Source organism: Pseudomonas sp. B13(2017) (assembly GCF_002113245.1).
Lineage (GTDB): Bacteria > Pseudomonadota > Gammaproteobacteria > Pseudomonadales > Pseudomonadaceae > Aquipseudomonas > Aquipseudomonas putida_Z.
The window spans coordinates 47452-67389 of sequence record NZ_NEJX01000022.1; the positions used below are offsets into that span (position 1 = coordinate 47452).

Below are 19938 nucleotides of genomic sequence, written 5' to 3' on the forward strand. Positions count from 1 at the left end.
CTGCAGATCGTTACTTCCAGTACTGCACCTTCCACTTATCAAAAGCTGCCCTATCAATACCAGAAGGAATTGTATTAGGGTTAATGTGAATAGTTGCGCTATTGGCTTGGTGAAAACTTTGCGTCATTTCTGCAATAGGCCCTGACTGTGTTTGCGTCATATGGTGCAGGTTCACCGACTTGCCATCTACACCTATGGGCGCTCGACCAGAGGCCATACGCTCAACATTACTACCTGTTATGGCTTTGCCACCTTCACGCCAACTAGTTTGCAAATCAGAATCAAATAAATCATTCCGCTGATAGACTTATTCCCACTAAACTGAATAGGATCTTTTGACCAAAAATTACGTTGCTGAGTAAAAACAGAGCCCGCCTCTGTAGCGTTCCCTATTCCTTTTGCACCACTTGAATTAGCTCATTAAAAGTGCCTCCACTGCACTTCGGTCAGTCGACCGGAAGAAAACCTCCAATTGATGCGCCTCATCTCGCCCCCAGTCAAGAGCCGCGTCGCGCAACACCTCCAGATAAACCTTCAGGTCATCTACTGGCACGTTTGGAATAACTTCATGCACAAGAACCACCTTGCTGCATGGAATCCATTCAAGATCTCTCAAACAGTCGTAGAGTGCATCCCAATTGAATCCAAAATACCCTGGAAGCCATAGCTGGTAATATAGCGCGCTTAACAGCTCTTCCGAGAGAGAAATTTTCGGATCAATACGGACATAAAAGACTTCCGCAGCGTCGAATGAGGGCGTGAGATCGGAGTACTTGAATGGCAGCACTTCCACTCCTTGTTTTATTTATTGATTGGGATAAATATCTTGTAATTATCTGCAGAGTAGTATATCTCACCACCCTTCCCAACAACTATCCGCTGAGGCCCTGGCCCTGAAACACCTCTATACGACCAATGGCTGGCGGCTCTCCGACCTCCCGACACAAGTCAGTTACTATTGAACCACCTTCATTTTGACCAAGAGCCCAAACAAAATTCGACCAAGTATTCATTACTTAATAAATCCTGCCTTGCGATTTCTTTCCACTATTTTTTGAACAGTTTCATCCACAAGCTTTGAATCATAACCTCGACTGTTCAAATTTGCTCGTAGTGCATCTGTGTCGCGACAAACTGCACCGTACAGATCCGCTGCGTCTTGCTGAATCTGAGCAGGTGTATTTTTTCCGCCATAGATAGGACCTGCAATATGTACATCTCGCGGTACCTCCACAGCAGTAGAGTTTCGGTAGAGAGTCTTGGTTTCCAGCTCGGTAAGGGGACGGCCCAACTCTGCTTCCTTTGCTGTGCGCAACGCAGCAAAGGAAGGGCTATGGTCGTGCTCTAGGCCATCTCCAACAACTTCTCTTGCCTTAAGATTTTCCAAAAGCACACCACATTCAGCCTAAGCCTCTACATCTAAACTTGCCGCTTAATTCTCAAGGATAAATAAAGTCGATGCAAATTTTAAACTTAATCAAGTCCAAGGCCACCTCACAGCCACTCCACGCTGGCAGCCCTCCTGTCAGTTTATTCTCAACATACCAACGACGCAACTCCACTAAAAGATCTAAAATATCTGTATTGACTCGCCCGCCTGCCGTAAACCAGGCAACGTTACCTTGTTCATCAATGTAGTCATACTCATACTCACAGCTATCTAGCTCCTGGGATAGTTGTGCACGCATAATAACTTTACAGGCTCCATCGGGAGCAATCTCAAACAGAATACCCCCAATGTCATTATAGATATCATCATCACTACGCATCAATTTACGCCCGGTGAGTTTTTAAATAAAATTTCTTTTGGACGAGCAATACCTATTGAACACTGCACGTTAAAGCTTTCTGGCCGAACAGTATTGCCAAAATAAATAGTCTCAATCTTTACGTTAACTTGCTTTCCCTCCTTGAATGCGGACGCCCATGTATTCCCCATAGATTTCCAAGTACCTTTATTCAAGTTTCCATTCATGGGAAGGAGGTTCAACCTCTCCCCAGGTCCGCTGAATATACTAGGCTCCGTACGAAAAGAGATGTCGCAAACACCACATGGAACAAGCCAGTGAGACCATGGCGGCATAGCTTTTCGCGAGCTTGTCGAAGCGTGTGACGATGCGGCGATTCTCTTTCAGCCAGCCAAAAATGCGCTCAATGATGTTGCGCTGTCAGTTTGGGCCGATCAAACAGTCTGGGTAAGCCAGGCTTGGGTTTGCGCTTCATTGAGCGCATCGGGAGGACGGGTTGCATACGGTACTGGTCGCAGTAACGGCGCAGCGTTTCGGCGTCGTAGCCCTTGTCGGCGAGCAACCATTTGCGGCGCTTGCGCGGGCGGCCACGTTGGTTCGATGGAATGCTGACTTCGTCCAGCAGTGGTTGTGCGTAGCTGATGTCACTGGCTTGACCGCCAGAGAGGAGGAAGCGCAACGGTGTCCCGTTGGCGTCGCAGAGCAAGTGGATCTTAGTTGTCGGGCCACCGCGACTGGGGCCTAGAGCGTGATCGGCAGGTTCGTCAGGCCCCCTTTTTTCCGAGCGCCAGATGAGGCTCGGGTTGCACGTACTGCGGTCGAGACGATCATCCAGGTTTGCAGATCAATCAAGCCTTGCTCATTCAATCTCAGGGGTAAGCGTTTGAGCATCTGATCGAATGTCCCCTGGTTTCGCCATCCGCGAAACCGTTGATACACCGTTGACCATGGGCCGAAGCGCTCCGGCATGTCTTGCCACGCAGCGCCCGAGCAGAGCACCCAGAGCACGCCATCGAGCATCAGGCGGTCGCTTAGACGCGGTCGCCCCCGACCATGAGTTTCGATGAAGAGATCAGAGACCACATCCCAGGCCTCCGAGAGTTCGTAACGCTTTGCCATCACAGAACTCCGTTCCGTAGATGGCCGGAAACCCTACAGAATTTCAGCTTCCGAAGGGCGGCAATTGGGTTTCGAGGCAACCTCACCTGCGCCTTTTGCACCAACCGACCCCTAGGTTTTTATTTCTTCAATCCCACCAAGTGCTTAAATGGCCCCTCATCTAAATCAAACCCTAGATCTGTGATAAGTCTAACTGCCTCCTGGTACTCGTCGTCCGTAATAGAAATATCAAATTCACAAATGTGATCGCATAGTATCTCAAAGGCTAGGCCTTCCTCATTGTACGCGACATAGTCCAAAGCCCCTTGGAGCAGGCCAGCTTCCAATCGGCCGTCGAATTTCTTCCCGAATTCAATAATACGATCTGCAAACATAAAATTTACCTAATAGGTTTATAAGGCGGGACAGGAGCATCATCAGGAAACGCGGTAACCACCTTCCCAGTAGCTGGTTGGTATACAACTCGCATACGTACACCATCACGAGTTTCATAAGCAACCCATTTGGCAGGATCTCCCTTAGCCGTATAAGCCCCACCGGTTCCTGTTTGCGCGTACCACCAATCGCTGCCCGACAGCGCATAGACATCAAGGAAGCTCGCGTCCGCGTCGCTCTTCTGCGCGTCCACTACCCCCCTCATCATCGCAAGGGCGTAATCCGTTACCAGAAGTTCGTATTCCGCTTTGCTCAGCCTGCCGCTCTGGTACAGCTCAACAAGCTTTCCCCCAGCCTGTTTCTTCTGCTGCCGGTACTCATCACGAATGCCAACCTCGCAGCTGCCATTTCCACCACAGGCTTTATACCGCTCGTGCAATCATCAATGCTGCCAATACCGGCAAAAAATCTATTTTGCAAGTTTGGCTTTCAAGACTGCCCGATCAATCATGCCATCAGTAATGTAGGGTACAAAACCAAGCCTGTCTCCCATCTCAAAGCTCTTCTTGTAACCGTCCAATCGTTCAACGTCACCAGCTATTGCCAATGCAGCCAAGTGCCGAAGGGGCATCGCGCCTTTACTGTCAGTCGGCAGACTTCTATAAACCATCAGGCCGGACTCAATATTTTGAGAGCGTGCCCAAGACATGGCTTTCTCAGACATCCTGAGAACATCATCACTAGAGAATTCAGGCAACTTCTCTGGAGGCTCATTACTGACTATTACCGGCGAATATCCGCTCCCCTCTCCCCGCACAAACGCAACAGTTTCCGAGAATTCTTTGGTCGAAACCGATGGCATAAGTGACACCCGAAAATGATCCGAGCGCTTCTTCACAGACGGGATTACTTGAAGTTTAACCCCATCAACATCTGTCACGCAAAAATAATCCCCGACTTCATCCTTGCTACAAACCCAGCCCTGCTCCGTCAAAATTGAAGCCACATCTTTTTCCTTCATAACTTAGCACCAGGAAAATTCATTATCTCAATAGGGATACCGTTAGGATAACCTTGATCCTTTAGTGGTACGCCTGGCGTGAGGCCAAAACTTTCGGCAACTTTCCCCCTTGGAATTGAAGCCCCATCTTTTATTTGAGGGAAAATTTCTGACTGACGAATACTCAAGTCCGCGCCCCCTGTCTTAACCTCAATAATTCTCAAGGTCCCATCCGGTGCTTCGGCCACGATATCTGGCCTACAACGACCAGTTCCGCAGGAGCTACCGAATGATATTTCCTTTTCGCTGACTCTGAACCCTTGAGACGAAAGTTGATCCTTTATGTCATCCACCATATTCAAGTGATGATCATAGTGATCTTTGATGGTGACTTTCGGATCTGTTGCAGTACCTTTTGCACCGCTGGTAGCTTTGCCTAGTATCACTACCGCCGCTAATTTTACTACATCATCCCGCGTAGCACCTTTATCGACAAGGCTAATGATCCCTGGCACATCCACCGGCGCCAAGGTCGAGCCGAGCAAGCCGTCCTGACGTGCCCGTTCATTGATTGCCTCTTCAGTTAACCCTTGCCGTCTCCATTCCGCAATCAGCTCACTCGCTCTGATCGCGTTCACATACGGATTCGCAACAACGCCCATTGGCGACCAATCGCTGCCCGACAGCGCGTAGACATCAAGGAAGCTCGCGTCCGCGTCGCTCTTCTGCGCGTCCACTACCCCCCTCATCATCGCAAGGGCGTAATCCGTTACCAGAAGGTCATATTCCGCTTTGCTCAGCCTGCCGCTCTGGTACAGCTCAACCAGCTTTTCCCCAGCCTGCTTCTCCTGCTGCCGGTACTCATCACGAATACCAACCTCGCAGCCGCCATTTCCACCACAGGCTTTATACCGCTCGTGCAACTCATCAATACTGCCAATACCGGCGGCCTTGAGCTTCTCATACAACGCCCGGCTGGCGGCATCCAGCCGTTCAACGCCGTATTTGTTCGCCAGCAGGTTGTTTTCAACCGCGTTACGGCCCGCACCGGCACCCGCGACAGCCCCAGCGCTATTACCTTCCACCAGACCACCCGAAAGCCCGGCCGCTAGCGTCGACAGCGCCGAAACGGTCTGTTTCTGCTCTTCACTGAGCGAGTTGCTGTCGCTGGTGCCATACAACTGCTGAGTGATTAGGCGGGCAACCAGTTCGCCGCCGGCCGCACCCGCTGCCCCGGCTGCCGCCGAGTTGCCCTGCGCTTGGGCGACAACGGCACCCAACACTGCGTGGGCCATGACGTTGAGTGCAGCATTGTCACCAGTAGATTTCTTGATCACCTGCGCGAGGTACGGTGCCGATGCGCCTGCCAGCGCAGAACCGATATCACCACCCGCCAACCCTTGCAGTGCCGCTGTCACGGCCTGGGTCACGCGCTGGTAATCACCACTGGTGCCGTACTTACCCATGATTCGCTGGTAAGCCTCGGTGGCGACCAGTTGTTTCTGGTACGCCTTCACCGCCTCCTTGCTTGCCCCTTCACCCGGCGCCACGATGCCGTGTGCTTCAAGTTCCGCACGCGCCTCCTGGTCAGCCTTCAGCTGCCCCTGGGTGCGGACGATGTCCGATACCTGTGTGCCGATTTCGCCAATAAGCTGCACCTGCTGCAGGCGCCGCTGTTCCTTCTCCTTGTCGAAGATCGGGCTGATGCTGTCGTTGGCATGCTCGACGTCGTGACTGAGGCTGGTCACATCCTGCTGCTGCCGGCCCGGGTCTCGGATTTCCAGCGCGCCTTCGGAAATGGCCGAAGATGTGGTGCCGCTGGCGCTGCCGCTGTGGTTGTAGGCGATCAACGTGCCGCTTGGCATGTTGCTGGTGAAGGTGTCAGCACCACCGTTGCCACCGCTGATGCTGGCGCTGGCCAACTGGCTCTTGAACTCGGCCTTGTTGGCGATATCGCTCCAGCCCAGGGTGCCGGTGCTCAGGCGGTTCTTGTCGGCGTCGGCAGTACTGGCAATGACGCTGCCGTCAAGCTGGGTGTGCTTGCCCACATCGACCTGATAACCGCCCTTGCCGGCGAACAGACCGGTCTGCTCCTGCACGCTCTGGTAGTTGGAGTCGAGCTTGGTCTTGCTGACGCTGAGACTGCCGCTTGCCCCGCCCGCGCCGATGATGGTGACGCTCAACCCACCGCTGACATTGGCCTGTTTGGACTTGTAGTTGTCGGTGTCCTGCAGGCTTTGCAGCGTCAGGTCGCGCCCTACGTCAGCGGTGATTTTCGCGGCGTTGACCTGCGCCCCTTTGAGCGCCGTGTCCCGCCCGCTGAGCAGGGTCGCCTCATTGCCGGCGTCCAGTGTGGTTTCGGTCCAGGTCGTGCCGTTGCCTTTCTCGTTGCCGGCACCCTTGTTGGCATTGGCGAAGATGCTGAGACCGGCACCTTCGGAACCTACACCAATGCTGGCGCCGATGGCGCCGCCACTGCTGCTGTTCTTGCCATCGAGCTTTTGCGTATTGGCAGCAGCCTCAAGCTGGATGTCGCGTTCGGCGGACAACAGCAGGTCATTGCCGGCCTTGAGTTGACTGCCTTGTACCCGGATATCCCCGCCGCTGCCGGCCCCGTTGCCGGTGGCCACAATGCTCAGGTCGTTGCCACTGGTCAGGCTGCTGCCCTGGCTGACGGTCTGTTCCTGGGTCTGCCGCGAGCTCGACTTCTGCCCGCCCAGCGATAAGGCGATACCTACGAACTGGCCAGCATTATCCGCCGTCATGCCACCGCTCTGCTGGGCAGCCTGCCAGGCCTGAACACCGGTCAGCCCGGCCTTGATACCTTGGAGTGCAGAAAGCCGGCTGTCCTCTTCCCGGGTCGCTTGCTTGGTAGTCTGGTAAGCGGTGTCGATGGCACTGCCAACCGTACCGGACAGCGCCAGGGTCAAGCCGCTGCTCTTGCTCTTGGACGTCTGCTCGCTGGTGTTGTGGTTTTCAGCAGCAACGATCTCGACGTTCTGCCCGACCAGGGTGATGTCCTTGCCGGCGACAACCTCCGACCCCTTGATACCCAGGTCCTTGCCCGCCTCGATGGTGACATTGCCCAGCACGCTGCCAATGGTGCTGGCCTTGGCGTTCTCACTGGTGCTGGTCGAGGTTTTCTCCAGGCTGGTCGAGCCCAACGTGAAGCCGATGCCTCCACTGCTGAGCAGGCCCGATTTCTTCTTCGAGCTCGAGTGGCTTTGCTCGAACGTTTCGGTCGCGCTATCGATCTGCACGTTACGGCCCGCCAGCAGGCTGGTGTCGTTGGTGGACACGATGCTGCTGCCCGACACGCCGATATCCTGCCCGGCGCGAACGACCACCGTGTCACCACTGACCGACGAGCCCTGCTGAGTGATGGCCTTCGAACTGTCGATCCGGGTCTTCTGGCTGCTGGATAGCCCGGAGTGGCTGGTCTTGGTCTTGCGGTAGTAGCTGTAGTCGCTGTTCTCCTCAGCGACCAGCTGTACATCGCCACCGGCATAAAGGTAGGCCTCATCACCCGCCGTCACGCGGCTGGCGCTCAGTGCTAGGTCGTCGCCAGCCTTCAATGCCACATTGCCGCCAGCCACCACGGTGCTGCCCACCTGCTGGACATGGTCCTCCTGGCTGGTGACTTTCCGGGTCTTGCTCGCCGAGTGCTGCTCGTTGGCGGCCGCTGCCAGCTGCAGATCGCCCGTCGCCGCCATGGCCACATCCCGCTTGGCCTCGATCGCACTGGCCACCGCGCTGATATCGCGCCCGGCGCTGACGCTCAGGTCACGCCCGGCCTGCACGCTCGAGCCGTTCTGGGTCACGCTGCTGTCGGTGTGGCGCACGCCGCGGTCGTTGACCACCACCTGCTCGACCGAGGTCAGCTTCACATCGCGGCCGGCCTTCAGGCTGGTGTCGGCAGCGCTGCTGAGCACGCCGCCGTTGTTGCTCAGGTCGCGCCCGGCGTTGATCGCCAGGTTGTTCGCGGCTTCCACCCGGGCGGCGTTATCGACAAAGTCGCGCTGCTGGGCGTAGCTGCCGTTGCTGCTCTGGTGCGAAGTCAAAGTGCGTTCGTTGATCACGTCACGCACGGCGGCGAGGCTGACGTCGCGCCCGGCGATGATGCCGCCGGCCTTGTTCACCAGATCGTTGCCAGCCAGCAGGTCGAGGCGGTTGCCAGCCTCGACCAGGCCGCTGTTCACCATGTTGTTGCCGGCCTTGGCCGACAGGTTGTTGCTGGCGCGCAGGGTCCCGACGTTGTCGAGGTTCTGGCCGGCGATCAGGTTGACGTCGTTGCCGGCGATCAGAGCGCCGTTGGGGGCCAGACGGTTGTTGCCGTGCGCCAGATAGAGCACTGGCACCAGCACCTGCTCGCCATTCACCTCGGCGGTTTCCAGCCAGACGATGTCATGGGTCAGCGCCGCCACCTGTTCGGAGGTGAGGCTCACGCCCACTGCCAGGTTGAGCTGTTGCTTGCTCTGGATGGCATTGTCCATCAGGTACTTGAACAGCTGTTCGTCACTGTTCTGGCCATCGATAAAGCGTTGCCCGGTGCGGGCGACCACGGCCTGCTGGATCAGCTTCTGCTCGTAGAAGCCATCGCCCAGGCGCTTGGCACTTTCATCCGGGTCGTAGCCAAGGTTCGCCAGCAGGTAGTCGGAGCTCATGAACTGCTTGAGGTCGGTGAGCACCGGGTTGGTTTCGATCAGATACTTGTGCGGATTGCTGCGCACGCTGCTGTCGGGCAGGCCTTGCACGCGCTCGATGGTGAGCGGGCCTTGGCCGTTGAGCGTGGAGGCCTGGCTGATGCGGTCGTCCACCGCCGAGCGGCCGGGCAGCGCGGGGCTACCGGCGTTCCCGGGCAGGCTGGTGTCGACGGCGCTGGCACTACCGGCGACGTTCGCCTGGGTGCGATCGGCCGTATTCAGCGTGGTGCTGCTGCCTGCCGCTTGGTCGGCACCGCGGATGCTGACCGTGCGCCCCTGGGCCAGCGGCAAGGGTTGCTGGCGCTGCGCGACGCTCAGGCTGGCGCCGCCCATGCTCCAGCTTTGCGGGCCGCTGGCGGTCGTGCTGCCGGCCTCGCTGCTCAAGCGGAACAAGCCGTTCTGCCCAGTGGGTAGGCTGAAGCCGGGCAGCGCCAACGGGTTGACCTGTTGTTGGGCGAGGTCCGGCGGCAGCTGCTGGTTGAGTGTGATGCGGGTGGAAAACGCCGTACCGGGTGCGGTGGTATCGGTACGCGCGCCGCTACCGATGTAGGCGTAACCCGGGCGCACGACGCTGTTGTCGATGCCGTTGCCGGCGGTGATGTTCACCGCGCCATTGGCCTGCATGATGGCGGCATAGCTCTGGTCGCCAGCCGCTAGTTTGCGGGTGCTGCCAAGGCTCACCAGCTCCGCTTCGGTCATGCCGATGAACCTGGCCAGGTCAGCTTGCAAGCCACCCAGGTTGGCAGGGTCGTAACCAGCGCTCTCGTACCAGTACTTGCTGGTGATCGAGCTGGCCAGCTGGTACCAGGCCCCGGCGTTGCGGGTACGTTCGGAACGGAAGATGCGGGTGGTTTCGGTCTCGCCGGTTTCCACACCGCTGTTGGTCAGGTTATCGACGCTGGCCACCAGGTTACCGGCAGCGGCGATGGTGCTGCTGCTGTTGAGCAGGTCGCCGCCCCGGATGGTCAGGTTGCCGCCGGTGGTGATGCTGGAGGCGGCACTGGCGTCGGTCACCTCGAACTTGTCACGCTGGACGATCTCCCAGACGTGGTTGCGCTTGCCGCCGCAGTCGCCGGCGTTGTAGCCCTCGATGCAGGCCACCTCGCCAACGCGGGCGGTGTAGAGGCCCTTGTTGTCGGTCTGCAGCACCGCCCGCACGTTCTGAATGGTGCTCGCTGCCAGGCTCATCGACAGGTCGCTCTGCAGCGAGCCGGAACGGTTCACGATGCTGTTGGCCAAGCCGCCCTGGCCATCCCGGTCGATGGTCAGGGCGCCCAGGCTGTAGACGTCGGCATAGCTGTTGGTCAGGCTGGCGACCCGCAGGCCCATATCCCTGCCGCTGAAAATCAGGCCCTGGTCGCTGTTGACCAGGGCGCCGGTGGTCACGCTCAGCGCTTCGCCGGCACCCAGCGTGCCTTGGTTGTTGACGCCGCCTGCCACGAGGGTGAAGCCGGTAGCAGACGTCAGGCGGCCGGCACTGTTCAACTGCCCGACTACCGAGAGGCTGGTGGTGCCACCGCTGGCGATGCTGCCGGTGTTGCTCAGGTTGACCTGTGCGGCGCTCAGGCCAAGGTCGCCACGGCTGGTCAGGCGGCCGTTGCCGGCGTAGGTGCCAGCCAGATCGAGGCTGAGGCTGCCGTCACTGGCGATCAGGCCGTCGTTGCTCCAGTCGCTGCCGCTGCCGACCAGCGCTTCGCTGGCCAGCAACTGGCCGTTGGCGGTCTGGCTGAAGTTGCCGACATTGAGCGTCAGGCGCCCGGCCTGGATAACGTTGCTGTTGCTCCAGCTGTCAGCGTTGAGGGTGAGGCCGCCCCGGGTGACGATACTACCGCCGGCGCCCGTGACATTGGCTGTGCTGATGTCGAAAGTGCCGCTGCCCACGTGCAGCAGGCTGCCGCCAGCGTTGAGGAAACTGCCAACGCCTAGGCTGAGGTCGCTGTTGGCGGTTTCCAGCGTGCCGTTGCGGTTGTCGAACGGGCCGCCGATCTGCAGGCGGGTGGCGCCGCTTGTGCCCAAGGCACGCAACTGGCCGGTCTGGTTGTCGAGGCTGGCCGCCTTGATGACCAGGGTACTGTCGCTTTCAATGATGCCCAGGCGGTTATTCAGCGCACCGCTGAGGTCCAGGTCGATGCGTTGGCCGGCGATCTGGCCATCGTTGTCGCCGCTGTTGTCGAAATTGCCACCTGTAACCTTGACCAGCCCTTGGGCATAAAGGCCGCCGTTGCGGTTGTCGAAATCGGCGGTGCTGACCAAGGCATCGCCAGCTTGTGCAGCAATTCGCCCGCCATAGTTGTCGATGCCACCCAGTACCTTGAGGTCGAGGGCCTGGGCCTGGGTGACGCCACCCTGGCGGTTGTTGTTCAGGTCATAACCGTTGTTCAGCACACCGCGCAGGTCGGCGACCAACTTGCCTTGCAGGCTGGAAAGCACGCCGCCACGGTTGTCCAGGTTGCCGGCCGTGACGTCGAGGTTGCCAGCGTCGGCCAGAATACGGCCACTCTGGTTGTCGACATCACCGGTCACCAGTTGCAAGGCCCCCTGGCTCTGCAAAGTGCCCTTGGTGTTGCCAAAGCTGGCGGCACGCACATCGGCGCCGCCGTTCTGGCTGTAAATCAGGCCGTCGGCGCTGTTGAGCAGCTGGCCGTCAACGGCCAAGGTCAGTTGCTGGCTGGCCGCCACGGTACCGCGATTGCGGTTGTCCAGGCTGCTGGCGAACAGGCTCAGCAGGCCCTGACTGGCGATCTGGCCACCCTGGTTGTCGATTTGCGTGGCATTGTCGATGCGCAGGGGGCCGGCGCTGGCAAGCTTGCCGTTGTTGTTGGCAAGGGCGCCGAGCAGCTTGAGGGTGACGGCCGCATTGCCAATCAGGCTGCCGGCGCTGTTGTCCAGGCTACCGGCATTCACTTCGAGTGCCTGCCGGGCGCTGATGCTGCCGGCGACGTTGCCCAGGGCCATGGCGTTGAGGGCCAGCGCCGCGCCGCTGTCGATCAGGCCACCCTGGCCGTTGTTCAGCAGCCCGCTGATGGTCAGGCGCTGCGCGCCGCCACTGGACAGGATGCCGGCACCACTGTTATCGAGGTTCGCCGCTGCCACGTTCAGGGTTTGCTGGCTGACCAGCGCGCCACCCGCGCTGTTCTGCAGGTCGCCGCTGACTGCGGCGTCCAACGCGCCATCGCGGCTGGACAGGGTGCCCTGGTTGCGGTTGTCGAGGCTGCCCAGATTTACGCCCAGGCCTCGCCAGCCCGAGACCAGTCCACCCTGGTTCAGCAGGCGCTGGGCGGTGACATTCAGCTGGCCGCTGCTGATCAGCTTGCCAGCGCTGTTGTCCAGGGCACGGCCGGCCAGGGCAAGGTCCTGCCGCGAGGAAATTTCACCGCCGCGGTTGCTCAGGTCGCGCAGGCGGTCGAGAGCCAGCGGGCCATCGGTGGTGATCAGGCCACCATCGTTGTTCAGGTCGCCAGTGGCACTGCCGAAATCGATGCGGATGGCGTTGCCCAACAGCGAGCCTGCCTGGTTGTCGACAGCGCGGGCTGCAATGTCCAGCAGGCCAGCGGCGTTGATCAGGCCTTGCTGGCTGTTGTTCAGGCTGTCGGCCAACTGCAGGTCGAGGCCACCACGGCTGGTCAGCGTGCCACCGGTATTGTCCAGGCTTGCAGCACGGGTATGCAGGGTTTCGGCAGCGACCAGGCCTTTGATGTTTTGCAAGGCCTGGTCGATACGCAGGGTCAGCGCCTGATTGCTCAGCACCTTGCCGCTGCTGTTGTCCAGGCTGCGAGCAGCCAGGGTGACGGCCTGAGCCGAGGAGATCTCGCCGCCCTGGTTGTTCACCCCATCGAGGTTCTTCAGCACCAGCATCGGGGCGTTGATCAGCCCGTGGCGGTTATCCAGCTGGCCATGGTTGAGGTCCAGGGTCAATGCGCTGTTGCTGAACAGCTGTCCACCTTGCTGGTCAAGGCCGCTGGCGTTGACCAACAGGGCGCCGACGCTGGCAATTCGGCCGCCATCGCGGTTGCTCAGCTGGCCGGTGATCAGGCCCAGGCTGGCGCCGCTGTCGATCCGGCCTTTGCGGCTGTTGTCGAGACTGCCGGCGTCGATGCTGGCCGGCCCCTTGGCGCTGATGGTTCCCAGGTCGGTGTTGGTGACCTGACCCGCGCTCAGTTGCAGCGCCGCATCGGTAACCAATTCCCCGCCCTGGTTGAGGACGTTGCCGGTGTGCTTGAGGGTCATCGCCCCCGCGCTGGAAACACTGCCGCCGCGGTTGTCGAGTGCGTTGCTCGCCAGGCCCAAGCTACCTTCGGCACTGATCAGGCCCTGACGGTTGTCGAGTGTGCCTTGTAGCGTGGCATCGATGGCGTGCTGGCTGAGCAGCAGGCCGCCGACGTTGTCCAGGCTGTTGCCGGTCAAGCCCAGCCCGGCCTTGCCCGAGAGCATGCCTTTGCTACGGTTGATCACCTCGGCGACGGCGACTTGCAGCTTGCCGTCGGCCAGCACCTTGCCGCCGTCACTGTTGTCCAGGCGGGTACCGCCGAGGATGACGTCTGCCTTGCTCGACAGCTCCCCGGCGCGGTTGTCTACCGCCGCCACCTGCAAGTCCAGGCCCTGGCTCGCACCGATCAGGCCACCCTGGCGGTTGTCGAGCTGGTCACCGGACAGTTTCAGGTACCCAGAGGCAACCAGCACACCGGCCTGGTTATCGAGGGTACCAATTCGCGCTTGCAACTCGCCCGCAGCGGAAACCTGCCCCTGCTGGTTCAGCAGGCTGCCGGCCTGCATGTGCAGGCGATCATCTGCGATCAGCGTACCGCCCTGATTACGCAGTTCGCCGTCGACGGCCAGGCCCAGGCCGGCGCGGCTGCTGATCAGGCCCAGGTTGTTGTCTAGGCTGGCGCTGCGCAGGTCCAGGCCACTGGCCGCTACCAGGCCCTTGAGGTTGTTAAGTGCCTGGTCGATGCGCAGGGTCAGGCCTTGCTGGCCGATCAGCCGGCCGTTGCTGTTGTCCAGGCTGCGTGCTGCCAGGGTGAATGCTTGGGCACTGGAGATTTCGCCTTGCTGGTTATCCACCTTGGCAAGGTTGTTCAGCACCAGCAGTGGCGCGTTGATCAACCCCTGCCGGTTGCGCAGCTGGCCGTGGTTCAGGTCGAGGGTCAGCGCAGTTTTGCTGAACAGTTGGCCACCGTCCTGAGCGAGGCCGGTGACGCTGGCGACCAGCGCCTTTTCACTGGCGATGCGGCTGCCCTGGCCGTTATTGAGCTGGCCGGCCTCAAGGTCGAGGCGGTCGCCACTGACCAGTTGCGCGCCCTCGCCGTTGTCGAAGGTGCCGGTAACGACCTTGGCCGCGCCTTTGCTGCTGAGCAAGCCGGCCTGGCCGTTGTCGAGGCTTTGGCTGGTCAGCGCCAGACCGGCGTCGGTAGTGATCGAGCCGTTGCGGTTGAGCAGCGTGCCGGCGCTGGTCAGCGAAAGGCCGGCAGCGCTGGAGAGCTTGCCGCTGCTGTTGTCCAGCTTGCCGACGGTAACGCCCAGGCGCCCTTCGGCACTGATCAGTCCCTGCTGGTTGGTTAACCCGCCAACCAGGCCAACGTCCAGGTCGCCACCACTGACCAGACGCCCTTGGCCGTTGTCCAGCTGCTGGCCGCTTAGGGTCAGCGGCCCGGTGGCCGACAGAAGGCCCAGGTTGCGGTTGAGCACCTCGGTCATCTGCAGTTGCAGGGCGCTGCCGGCCAGGACCTTGCCGCTGTTGCTGTTGTCCAGGCGGGTGCCTTGCATGGCCAACGCCTTGGTGGTGGAGATTTCTCCGCCACGGTTGTCGATTTCGGCAACATTCAGCCGTAACGCGCTGGTGCCACCGATCAAGCCTTTGGCGCGGTTGTCCAGGTGGCTGCCGGCCAGCAACAGGTCGCCCTGGGCAACCAGCTCGCCACCTTGGTTGATCATTTGCCCGAACTGGGCCACCAGTGTGCGCTGACTGGAAATACGACCGCCGCTATTGTCCAGGCTGCCGGCTTGCAGGCGCACCGGCCCGGCGGCGCTTAGCAGGCCACCACGGTTGTCCAGTTGCAAACCCTTGTAGCTGAGTGCGGCCAGGCTGTTCAGCAGCCCTTGCTGGCGGTTGTCCAGTTGCTCGACATTCAGGCTCGCCTGCTGGCCGGCGCGCAGTTTGCCGGCACGGTTGTCGAGTTTGGCCGCGCGCAGGTCGATGTCGCCTTTGGCGCTGATCTCGCCTTGCTGGTTGTCCAGCAAGTGGGTGACCTCGGCGCTCAGGCCCGCGTCGCTGACCAGGTTGCCGGCCTCGCGGTTGTCCAGGCTGGCGGCCTGCAGGTGGACGCCCCCGGCCGATCCGAGCAGGCCTCGGCGATTGTCCAGGGCGTCGCCCAGCGCTACCTGCAAGGCCGCATCGCCGGTGACCTGGCCACCGCGGTTGTCGAGGCTGCCACCTTTGAGGGTGGTGGTACCGACGCTGGAAATCTCGCCTGACTGGTTGTTGCTGTTACCGGTCACTTGCAGCGCCAGGTCGGCACGGCTGGTCAGGGTGCCCGCATGGTTATCCAGGCTGGCGGCACGCACATTGATGCCGTTAGCGGAAACCAGCCCGCCGTCGTTGTTCAGTGCCTGGTCCAGATACAGGCTCAGGTTCTGGTTGCCGAGCAGCTTGCCAAGGCTGTTGTCGAGACTGCGCGCCACCAGCGCAAACGCTTGGGCGCTGGAGATTTCGCCCTTGTGGTTATCCACCGTGTCGAGGTTGTTCAGGGTCAGGCGTGGCGCATTGATCAGGCCGCCCTGATTGTTCAGGTGGCCTTTGTTCAGGTTCAGGCTCAGCTCGCTGACGCTGGTCAGGCTGCCGCCGTTGTGCTGGTCGAGGCCCGTGACACTGGCGCTTAGTGCCTGGTTACTGGCAATGCGCCCGCTGTCGCTATTGTTTACCTGGCCAGCGTTGAGGTTCAGAGTCTGCAGACTGGTCAGCTGGCCACCACGGTTATCCACCGCGCCGCTGGCTGTCAGAGCCAGGTGCTGGCCCGCGCGCACGCTACCGGCGGCGTTGTCCAGCTGGCCAACCTTGGCGTTCACGCTGGCGCCGTCGATCAGCCCGCCTTGGGCATTGTTCAGGCGTGAGGCTGTGAGGTCCGCCTGGCCGCTGCTGAGCAGCCTGCCGGCGTTGCGATTGTCGAGGGTATCGGCGCTTGCGCTGAGGCGAGACCGGGCGCCGAGCGTACCGCCCTGGTTGTTCAGGCTTTGCTGCGCCGTGACGCTGAGATTGCGGCTGGCCACCACGGTGTTGCCATGGTTATCGATGTGCCTGGCGTTCAGGCGTGCGTCGCCGGTGGTGTTGCGGCTGTTGTCGGCGTTGACGCCCGCTTCGATGATGCCTTGGTTGCTCAGCCGCCCTGCGCTGTCCAGGCTGATGCGTTGACCGGCAGCGAGCGACTGGCGATTGTTCAGGTCGCCCTGGGTGCGCACTTTCAGTTCGTTGCCGACATATACCCCGCCCTGGGCATCGAGCTGGCTGGCCGTGATCGCCACCGAGCCCTTGGCCGCGGTGGCCTCGGCCATGCGCAGCTGGCCGTTGGCATCGAGTTGGATATCGCCGCCGCTGGCAATCAGCTTGCCGTCGAGCTTCACCCCCACGCCGGCTTCGGTACCTACCAGCTTGATGGTGTTGGCGTACATGCCGCCCAGTGCCGAGGAATCGATGGCCAACTGCGGCGCCTGGGCCGAGTCGGCGGCACGTGCGGTGGCGGCCAGGCTCTGCGCATCGACGTCGTTGCTGCCGGCGACCACCGCCAGCTGGCGGGCCTGGATCTGGGCGTTGATTCTGGCGCTGCGGGTGATGATCTCGAACTGGTCGATGTTGCTGGCATTGAGCCCGGCGCCTTCGATGGCGACACTGCCTTGCTCCACCTGATAGCGCTGCAGTTGCCCATTTTCGACTACCGGCTTGCCGGTCGTCAGCGTGGCCCTGGGGGTATTGATGAAACCGCAGCCGTTGCAGGTTACGCCATAGGGGTTGGCGACAATGACATGCGCCGACTGCCCGGCCACCTCGGTGTAACCCTTGAGCTGGCTCGGGTTGCCACCATTGACCTCGTTAAGGATGGTGCTGGCCGCACGGCCGCCCAGGTTGCTGTTGCCGAGAACGATGCCGCCCAGCTGGGTGGCCTGGGTGCGGCCGGTGGCGTTGTTGAGGATTACGCCTTGCTGGCCGACGTTGTAGTCACTGAACTTGTTGTGCGACAGCCCAGCGCCGCTGGGTGCAGCGATATTGACGATGGGCACGCCGTTGCCTGCCTGGCCGAGGCTGGTGCCACTGCCGTTGACCACGATGCCGTCGGCCATGGCCACCAGCGGCTGCCAGAACATCATGTTGGCCAGCATGAAAGCCAGCCCACGCTTGGACAGGCCCCAGAAGGTGCGGCGTGTTTGCAGGGCAGCCGAAGGCTGACGGGCCAGGAAGGCGAATTGACGAACGTCCATGTCGGTACTCGGGAAAAGCGCTGTTAAAGGAAGATGTCCAGGCGGAAGTAAACCGGTGCCTCGCGTGCTTCGATTGCGGCGGGCCGCTCGAGGGAGTGGGCAAAGGTCACGCTGGCGGACAGGTGCTTGCCGCGAGCGAACAGCTCGACCGCATCGCTGGACAGCCGGCCACTTTGCCCGCTGTTGTAGCGATCATGGCGAATCGCGCCGACGTCGTAGGCCAGCCCCAGACCGTATTCGGCCAGCACGGGTTGCAGCCAGTCCCAGGCCACCGGCCGGCTCCAGCGCACATCGTTGCGCCAGTAATAGCCACTGTCTCCGTTAAGGCTCTGGTCCTTGTAGCCACGGATCGAGGACTGGCTGCCCAGGCTCATGCGTTGCGAGCTGAACAGCAGGTCTTCACTGCGCTGGCCAGTGACCAGGCTGCTGAACACAAGCGACTCACCCCACAGCTTGAACGGCTGGAGGTAGCTGACCGTAGCGGTGTACTTGCGGTACCGAGCGTTGGGCAGGCGCTTGCCGGTGCTGCTGCGCTGGTCTTCGCCCTGGGCATCGAAGGCACCGATGCCGTTCTGCATGCCCAGGTCGACGTTGACGAACGCATTGCCGACCCGCCGCCCGTGGTTGATGCCGAACTGCGCTTCACTCAAGCGGTTGCTGCTGGTGTCCAGCTTGCTGTCTTCGATGAAGTTGTTGGTGCGCAAGTAGCTCAGGCCGGTGTTGAGCGAAGTCTTGCTCATTGCATCGCGGTGTATCACCCGTTCCAGCCGCAGCTGGTGGTTCTGGCTGTCACCGTCCTGCTTGAAATTGAAGCCTGAAGCCTCGCCCAGCGAACGGTACTCGCTCTGGCTGTAGCTGTAGCTGAGGTTCCACCAGCCCAATGGCAGGTTGTAGTAGAGCATGGCGCTGCGCGAGGTCTTCTGGTGGTCGCTGATGGCATCGTGGCTGCCACGCAAAACCAGTTGGTCGGCCAGGCCAAGCGGGCTGTCCCATTCCAGGCTGCTGCCCCATTGCTGCTCGCCGGTGCTGCGCTGGCCATCGTTGCTTCGCGACAGGCCCACGCGCCATGGCTTTTGCGGGGCGTTGCGCACTACCACCTCGCTGCCGCCCACCGCCTTGCCCGGGGTCAGTTCCATTTGTGCCTGGTTCGATGGCAGGCGGTTGAGCTGATCGACCATCTGTTCGATCTGACGCAGGTTCAGCAGCTCGCCGGTGCCGCCCGGAAAGCTCATGGCCAGCTCACGAGGGGAAAGCTTGCTGCCTTCTGCCGGCTTCAGGCCTTCGAGACGGCCCTCCACCACGATGACCTTCAGGCGGCCGTTGGACAGGTCCTGCTGGGGCAGGTAGGCACGGCTGGTGACCAGGCCTTTCTGAATATAAAGATCGGTAACGCTCTTGAGCAGCGCGTTCAGCTGCGTGACGCCAAGGCACTGGCCAAGATAGGGTTTGAGCAGGCGCTCGCGTTCCGACGTGGAGAGCGCATCAGCACCCTCCAGCACGATATCGCTGATCGGAAAACAGCGGCTGTCATCGGGTTTGACCGGCGCGACCGGCTCGGCGCCCCGGCCAGGTAGCTCCTGCAACTGTTCCAGACGCCGCTGCTGCTCTTCAAGCAGGCGGTTCTGACGGTCACGAATCAGCTCCTGGTCGCCGGGTGTCCCCATCGGCGCAGCGGAGGCAACATTTGCCAAAGTGGCAAGAAACGCGCATGCAAGCCAGCCCATGCCGCGCTGACCCAGGGAGGGGAAAAACATGTTCGATCCTTCGAAATAGAGCGGTAGAGCGAAAAGCCGACGAGTTTATTCGGGCATTCCCATGGCATCAATAAGCCATCGACGCACGGTAGGGTAAGCAAGGGTTGAAGGTGGAGGCAGGATCGATTGAATGATTGGGAAACTCATGACCTGTGCCGGCCTCTTCGCGGCTGAAGCCCTACACAGGGACCGCACAGGTCTTGAGATGGCTCAGACGTGACGCTGCCTGGCCTTGCCGCGCGGCAACCGGCAGCGCTCGCCCTGCTCGGCCAGGCGCGCGGCCCAGGCCGATTTCACGCTGAAGTCACCGTTACGGGCAGGCTGCTGTTCGGCCACCTGGGCCGGTTTGGCCGCCGCAGGCGCAGTACCGACGACCTTGGCGGCGGGCTTGCTGGCCGCAGCCACAGCCACCACCGGCTCAGCTGCCGCTTTGGCGGTCTTGCGCAGTTCAGCCAGCGAAGGGCTCTTGCTCTTGGCGACAGCTGCCGCCTCGGGTTTGCTCAGCGAACGCTGGCAGGACTTGCAGGATACGTCCTCGGTCACGGCAGTGCTGACAAGGGTCTGACTGCTGCGCCCGCAGGCGGAATCGAGGCCATTGGAGGAAAAGTGAGTAACCAAAACCGAACATCTCCGATGCGTTGTCATTTGAAGCGGGCGCTATTCTCGCACAGGTTGCAGGGGCTTGCCGAACCACCGGGCAGGCACCACCGGTCACATTGGCTGGCACTTTGCCATAATCCTAGGCATGCTAGCTCGTTTCGGGTGTCCGGCCT

10 protein-coding genes and 2 pseudogenes are annotated in these 19938 nt (G+C 60.7%); all 12 read right to left on the reverse strand.

Annotated elements, in window-relative coordinates; translation table 11 throughout:
• Positions 1 to 10: 10 nt before the first annotated feature.
• The 12 genes and pseudogenes from CAG44_RS29195 to CAG44_RS23520 all read right to left on the reverse strand — a co-directional run bounded on the left by CAG44_RS29195 (position 11) and on the right by CAG44_RS23520 (position 19783).
• Positions 11 to 217, reverse strand: coding sequence for an HNH/ENDO VII family nuclease (locus tag CAG44_RS29195; RefSeq protein ID WP_256575292.1), 207 nt, complete (start codon positions 215 to 217; stop codon positions 11 to 13).
• A 195-nt stretch (positions 218 to 412) separates the two neighbouring features.
• Entirely contained in the window at positions 413 to 787 is a 375-nt protein-coding gene (locus CAG44_RS23475; protein ID WP_085592568.1) for a barstar family protein, read from the reverse strand.
• A gap of 225 nt (positions 788 to 1012) precedes the next feature.
• The gene (locus CAG44_RS28560; RefSeq protein WP_143493951.1) at positions 1013 to 1387 is read right to left on the reverse strand and encodes a hypothetical protein; all 375 of its coding nucleotides are present in this window, start codon (positions 1385 to 1387) and stop codon (positions 1013 to 1015) included.
• Positions 1388 to 1439: 52 nt separating this feature from the next.
• Positions 1440 to 1769 (reverse strand): hypothetical protein, encoded by a 330-nt coding sequence (locus tag CAG44_RS23480; RefSeq protein ID WP_085592564.1) that lies wholly within the window; start codon positions 1767 to 1769, stop codon positions 1440 to 1442.
• Positions 1769 to 2083, reverse strand: coding sequence for a DNA/RNA non-specific endonuclease (locus CAG44_RS29370; protein ID WP_085592562.1), 315 nt, complete (start codon positions 2081 to 2083; stop codon positions 1769 to 1771). The genes CAG44_RS23480 and CAG44_RS29370 overlap by 1 nt, the downstream gene beginning before the upstream one ends.
• Positions 2016 to 2867: pseudogene (locus tag CAG44_RS23490) on the reverse strand (IS5 family transposase). Before CAG44_RS23490 ends, CAG44_RS29370 begins: the two are co-directional and overlap by 68 nt.
• Before the next feature lie 119 nt (positions 2868 to 2986).
• Complete coding sequence (locus CAG44_RS23495; RefSeq protein WP_075043697.1) at positions 2987 to 3241, reverse strand: MafI family immunity protein; 255 nt, start codon at positions 3239 to 3241, stop codon at positions 2987 to 2989.
• A 5-nt stretch (positions 3242 to 3246) separates the two neighbouring features.
• Positions 3247 to 3447, reverse strand: a pseudogene (locus CAG44_RS23500) (hypothetical protein); the annotation flags it as partial.
• Positions 3448 to 3711: 264 nt separating this feature from the next.
• Complete coding sequence (locus tag CAG44_RS23505; RefSeq protein ID WP_085592560.1) at positions 3712 to 4263, reverse strand: hypothetical protein; 552 nt, start codon at positions 4261 to 4263, stop codon at positions 3712 to 3714.
• Positions 4260 to 17411, reverse strand: a complete 13152-nt coding sequence (locus tag CAG44_RS23510; RefSeq protein ID WP_085693089.1) for a hemagglutinin repeat-containing protein — start codon at positions 17409 to 17411, stop codon at positions 4260 to 4262. Before CAG44_RS23510 ends, CAG44_RS23505 begins: the two co-directional genes overlap by 4 nt.
• Before the next feature lie 23 nt (positions 17412 to 17434).
• Complete coding sequence (locus tag CAG44_RS23515; RefSeq protein WP_085592556.1) at positions 17435 to 19165, reverse strand: ShlB/FhaC/HecB family hemolysin secretion/activation protein; 1731 nt, start codon at positions 19163 to 19165, stop codon at positions 17435 to 17437.
• 210 nt (positions 19166 to 19375) lie between these two features.
• Positions 19376 to 19783, reverse strand: coding sequence for a hypothetical protein (locus tag CAG44_RS23520; protein WP_085693090.1), 408 nt, complete (start codon positions 19781 to 19783; stop codon positions 19376 to 19378).
• Positions 19784 to 19938: the final 155 nt, after the last annotated feature.

What these genes read in the sequence shown, in the direction of transcription:
- CAG44_RS29370 (WP_085592562.1), bottom strand. Translation starts at nt 2,083, where the DNA reads ATGCCGCCATGGTCTCACTGGCTTGTTCCATGTGGTGTTTGCGACATC.
- CAG44_RS29195 (WP_256575292.1), bottom strand. Translation starts at nt 217, where the DNA reads ATGGCCTCTGGTCGAGCGCCCATAGGTGTAGATGGCAAGTCGGTGAAC.
- CAG44_RS23515 (WP_085592556.1), bottom strand. Translation starts at nt 19,165, where the DNA reads ATGTTTTTCCCCTCCCTGGGTCAGCGCGGCATGGGCTGGCTTGCATGC.
- CAG44_RS23510 (WP_085693089.1), bottom strand. Translation starts at nt 17,411, where the DNA reads ATGGACGTTCGTCAATTCGCCTTCCTGGCCCGTCAGCCTTCGGCTGCC.
- CAG44_RS23505 (WP_085592560.1), bottom strand. Translation starts at nt 4,263, where the DNA reads ATGAAGGAAAAAGATGTGGCTTCAATTTTGACGGAGCAGGGCTGGGTT.
- CAG44_RS23495 (WP_075043697.1), bottom strand. Translation starts at nt 3,241, where the DNA reads ATGTTTGCAGATCGTATTATTGAATTCGGGAAGAAATTCGACGGCCGA.
- CAG44_RS23480 (WP_085592564.1), bottom strand. Translation starts at nt 1,769, where the DNA reads ATGCGTAGTGATGATGATATCTATAATGACATTGGGGGTATTCTGTTT.